4 protein-coding genes and 1 pseudogene are annotated in these 4,184 nt (G+C 43.9%); 4 read left to right on the plus strand and 1 reads right to left on the minus strand.

Annotated features, from left to right (window positions below):
- The first annotated feature begins 191 nt into the window (after nucleotides 1-191).
- Entirely contained in the window at nucleotides 192-854 is a 663-nt protein-coding gene (locus LRG07_RS13350) for a hypothetical protein (protein ID WP_238642672.1), read from the plus strand.
- A 281-nt stretch (nucleotides 855-1,135) separates the two neighbouring features.
- On the opposite strand, the gene LRG07_RS13355 is transcribed toward LRG07_RS13350, so the two are convergent.
- The gene (locus LRG07_RS13355) at nucleotides 1,136-2,293 is read right to left on the minus strand and encodes a site-specific integrase (protein WP_238642673.1); all 1,158 of its coding nucleotides are present in this window, start codon (nucleotides 2,291-2,293) and stop codon (nucleotides 1,136-1,138) included.
- Nucleotides 2,294-2,357: 64 nt separating this feature from the next.
- Between LRG07_RS13355 and LRG07_RS13360 the strand changes: the two genes are divergently transcribed.
- The 3 genes and pseudogenes from LRG07_RS13360 to LRG07_RS13370 all read left to right on the plus strand — a co-directional run.
- Nucleotides 2,358-2,708 carry a helix-turn-helix domain-containing protein gene (locus tag LRG07_RS13360; RefSeq protein ID WP_238642674.1) on the plus strand — a complete coding sequence of 117 codons (351 nt, stop codon included), beginning with the start codon at nucleotides 2,358-2,360 and terminating at the stop codon, nucleotides 2,706-2,708.
- Between the two features lie 241 nt (nucleotides 2,709-2,949).
- A pseudogene (locus tag LRG07_RS13365) lies at nucleotides 2,950-3,372 on the plus strand (Tfp pilus assembly protein FimT/FimU); the annotation flags it as partial.
- Nucleotides 3,373-3,525: 153 nt separating this feature from the next.
- Nucleotides 3,526-4,184, plus strand: a 659-nt coding sequence (locus LRG07_RS13370; protein WP_238642676.1) for a hypothetical protein, incomplete at its 3' end; no start/stop codon positions are given.

Here is a 4,184-nt window from a genome sequence, read left to right on the forward strand (position 1 = left end):
CCTGTGTTTGATTTTGAACGATGTTAATAACAAATTGAGCAACCTCTAACGCTATAGGCGATTGGTTGTTGACGTTAGTTGGGCCTCAACAACGAATGAAACCGCGAAAGCTGCCCGCAAGCTTTCCTTGGTTTAATAGTGTCTAAATTATTGATAACTATGAAGAAATAATGAACAAAGGAGAATAAAACATGATACATCAGCAATCACATCAATATAACCTTCTAAAAAATAAAAAACACTGCCAACATAAAGCATTCAATGAAATCGTTATTAAAAAAGATTTCACAGAGATCTTACCTAACCAGGAGCTTGTTCAAGCTAACAAGAAACAATTTGCAAGATCAGAGGTAAGAGAATGGTTAACTACGGTCTCTAACCTCAACAAAATAAAATGGGAATACTTCGTAACATTAACTTTCAGGAATGAGATAACATCCTACGAAGAGTCCAAGAATGTTGTTAGCAAATTCCTGAAGAACCTCAATAATGAAATCTTCGGCAAAAGATCTAAGAAAAGTCTTCAATGGTTGGTTTTTATAGAGAAGTCACAATATCATGGTTACCATGTTCATTTGATAATTGGGGATTTCCTTGAAAAATTATCTACGGATAGCCAAATAAGGAGATGCGGGAATGAAGAGTTGTTCAAATATATATTAGAAAAGACTTGGAACAATGTTGATCAAAGAACAGGGAAACCAGACTTCCACTCTTTTGAATCAAGCTTCCAGCATATATACAATGACGAGGCTCTTTACCAGTACTTAACGAAACAACTTGGTTCTGTTGGATCAGAAGTTTTCGCCTTCGATTTGATGAATCTTGATGGGAGGTATAACAAACTGATATGACTTTCTGGGTGTGATGAAGTCAGGGACGACTTCTAGGCTTACCCAGGGAATGGATAGAGAAGACAAGAGCTGTGTTTAACAGCTGGGCAGGTAGGGGTGCACTGCCTCCCCTACAATGAAGCCACAGAGAGCCGCACAGAGCTTCTGAGTAGATGATGAGGGTGAGATGCTAAGTTGTGTGTGAGCCTTCAATGCAAAGATTGTGGTAAGCGGTTCGCCAAAAACATGAAACCCCTCATCTTGCCTTATTTGAAGATGAGGGGTTTTCTTTTTGTGGTCTCTTAGACGTCGAGATGTGACGCGACAGCATTGCACCTATCCCTTACATCATCATCTTGAAGATGAATATAACGCATAGTTGTTGTAATTTGCGTGTGGCCCAACATTCTCTGAAGCTCAGGAAGCTTGGCACCGTTTTTTAACGCGTGAGAAGCAAAACTATGCCGCAAGTCATGGACACGAATGCTTTTATCTAGCCCAGCTTTTCCAAGAACCCGTTTGAAAGGGTTATTGATGCAGCTATATGGTTTGTTTGTCCCTGGCTGCGGGAAAAGGAGATCTGTTCCGCTGTGTCTTGGTAAATTGCTCACAAGGCAAGCCGCATTATCTGATAACACGATCTGTCTCGCACCTGTCTTACCATCTGGCAAATACCATATTTTGTGCTCAAGATCGAAATCTTTGAATCTGGCTTTCAAGACCTCCCCGCGTCTAGCACCAGTTAATATGAGTAGCCTTAAAATATTGTATAGGTGCGGATGGCAATGATTTCTTGCAGCCCTTAAAAGTTTTTCTATTTCCTCTTTTGAGAGAAGTCTCTCTTTTTTGTTATCATCTTTCGGTTTTTTGACATCGCGCACCGGGTTTTGGGTAACTCCAGGCACCTGATCCTCTATGGCCTTTGTAAAGACGTTAGAAACAATTGCAATTGTTCTTTTAATTGATGATTCCTGGTACTCTTCACTCCTCATGTTATCGATGATATCTTGAATATCATTTTTGCGAATAATCGCCATCTTTTTGCTCCCGATTCGCGGAACAACGTGTCCCTTTAGTAATTGCTCGTCTGTTGCCCAGCTTTTCTTATTTTTTCTTGAATGCGAAAGATATTGCTCGTAAAAATATTCCTCAAACGTGTAGCTCGATCTTTGTGTTGATCGCTCTTGCTGCGGATCTTCTCCTTTACGAACTCTTGACGCTATGTCCTGTGCGATACTCCGAGCATCATTTATTTTAACTTCGTTGTACTTACCGACTTTCAGATGACGGATTTTATTGTCTTCATCCCTGTATCGATAATAATATGTTCCGGTGCCTGTCGCCCTAGCTTCCAGGAGAAGTCCAGAAACCTTCGTGTCTGACAGCCTTTGTGTCTGGTTCTTTTCTTTAGCTTTTTTGAATACCTTGCGGATATTTGCCTCAGTGAGTTTTGTTGCCATTTTTCGCACCTCTGTTATACCCTTATCTCACTGTTCGCGAGATAAGTCTGAGGATATTTTACTGATGTCTGAGACATCACGCAAGGTGTTTGAGATAGATTTAGAGGTTTTGGCCCTCGTAGCAGGTCTTCGTGCAGCCCGAGCTTTCCTGGGATTAAGTCAAAAAGACGTAAGCAATGGTAGCGGTATCTCGGTTCCTACATTGAACCGTCTGGAGCGATTGGAAACCTCTCCCCAGCACCGAACTGTGGTTAGATTAAAAAACTATTTTAACAATATCGGCATAGAGTTGGTTTTAAACAAAAATGAAGGTTTTTATATTAAAATAAACCTTGCGGCTTTAGAACAATTAAAAGAACGGTACGAAAAAGGGGAGCCAATAACTGCAAGAGGAGGTATTTTTAAAGGAAAATAGAATTTGAATTTTTTTGTTAAGCATAAGATAGGTTGATCGCGCCTAACTTTGATTTTATTTTGCTAGTTAAGAATTGGCGCGATCTAAGGGTTTTCTAGGATGGACGCGATTCAGAATTAAAACCGAATATACCTTGTTATCTGATTCAAAAAATATGTATATGATAAGTAATGTCGCACTCGAAACGCACGCTGCCGTCTAAACCCTGATATGACGCGGATTATCCCGAAATGGCACATTCTCGTTGATTGAGCTGGTCATAGTGCTTGCTGTTCTTGGCGTCCTCGCCGCGATTGCGGTGCCGCAGTTCTTAGGTATCCAGGAACGGGCAGAACTATCATCTTACGCCTCAAGCATGGCCAATGAGGCGTCCAACGCGGATATGCAACTCCGCGTCGGTGCAGTGAGCCGCACAGACATTGATTTAGTCGAGGAGTGCGACCTCACGGGACACGATTTCAGTGGCGTGCCTGGAGGAGCGGTCGTTCCCGATATTAGCGCCGATCTAAGTGACGACTACTCTGCGGAGCTAGAACTTTTGGATGTAGCAAGCCCAGACGACGACTATATTGCTCGTTACACCATTCCAAAGCGGGTCTCCGGGCATGACGAGGACGGTGATACCACCGCCTTCCGTTGCGTAATCTCTGAAGATGAAGATTAAGGCTCCGGACAGCACGCCGCTACCGGAGGCGATAACATAAATGACAAGGCGAGCCGCCATGGAGGGCGGTTCGCCTCGCGGCGAAATGTCATGTAAATGTGCCCCCTCCCATCCTTGCCGCGCCTTATTTTTTCATCTACCACAATAATACTCTTGGTAGGCTATGCCGGCGCCATCATAAGTGACTTTTGCGGTCTGACTTCTCATTATATCTTTCATGACTGGATTTTTTCTTATTTCTTTATTGAGGCGGGACCTGTTGAAAAAGCACAACACGTCTGTCTTGCCCTAGGCTTCGTTTTTAGTGCCGGTTGCTTCGCCTACCAAATTAAAAATAAACAATCTACGGCTGGCTGGTGGGCTCTGACTGCTGGTTTTTTCTTTTTATATCTGGAAGATGCCCACAACACCCGCCATTATATCACCCGAACCCTTCTTGACGTAGACCGAGAAACGCCGGTACTTCAAGCTTCCATAGAGTTGAGTTACTACGCCTTCTTGGCCAGTGTCATGGTCCTCGCCCTATTCCTCCTTCTACGCTCAGGAACACTGCCTAAACTCGCCAAACGGCTTTTCCTGATCGGCTATCCCCTCTACGGCCTCATCGCCTTTGCATCGGCCACACGGAACGTTGGCGACTGGTACAGGGTGGTTGGCTCATGGATCCAGGAACGCCTCATAGAAGGCCGCACAATCTCTTTTCCCTGGAGCGACGCCACCTACGAGTGCGCTGCCATCTCTTCTTTCGTCTTCATGGATGGCCTCGTCGAAGAATCCATAGAACTCGTTGCGGCCACATTGCTGCTTGCTGC

The sequence above is a fragment of the Halorhodospira sp. 9622 genome, from assembly GCF_022228025.1.
Taxonomy (GTDB): domain Bacteria; phylum Pseudomonadota; class Gammaproteobacteria; order Nitrococcales; family Halorhodospiraceae; genus Halorhodospira; species Halorhodospira halophila_A.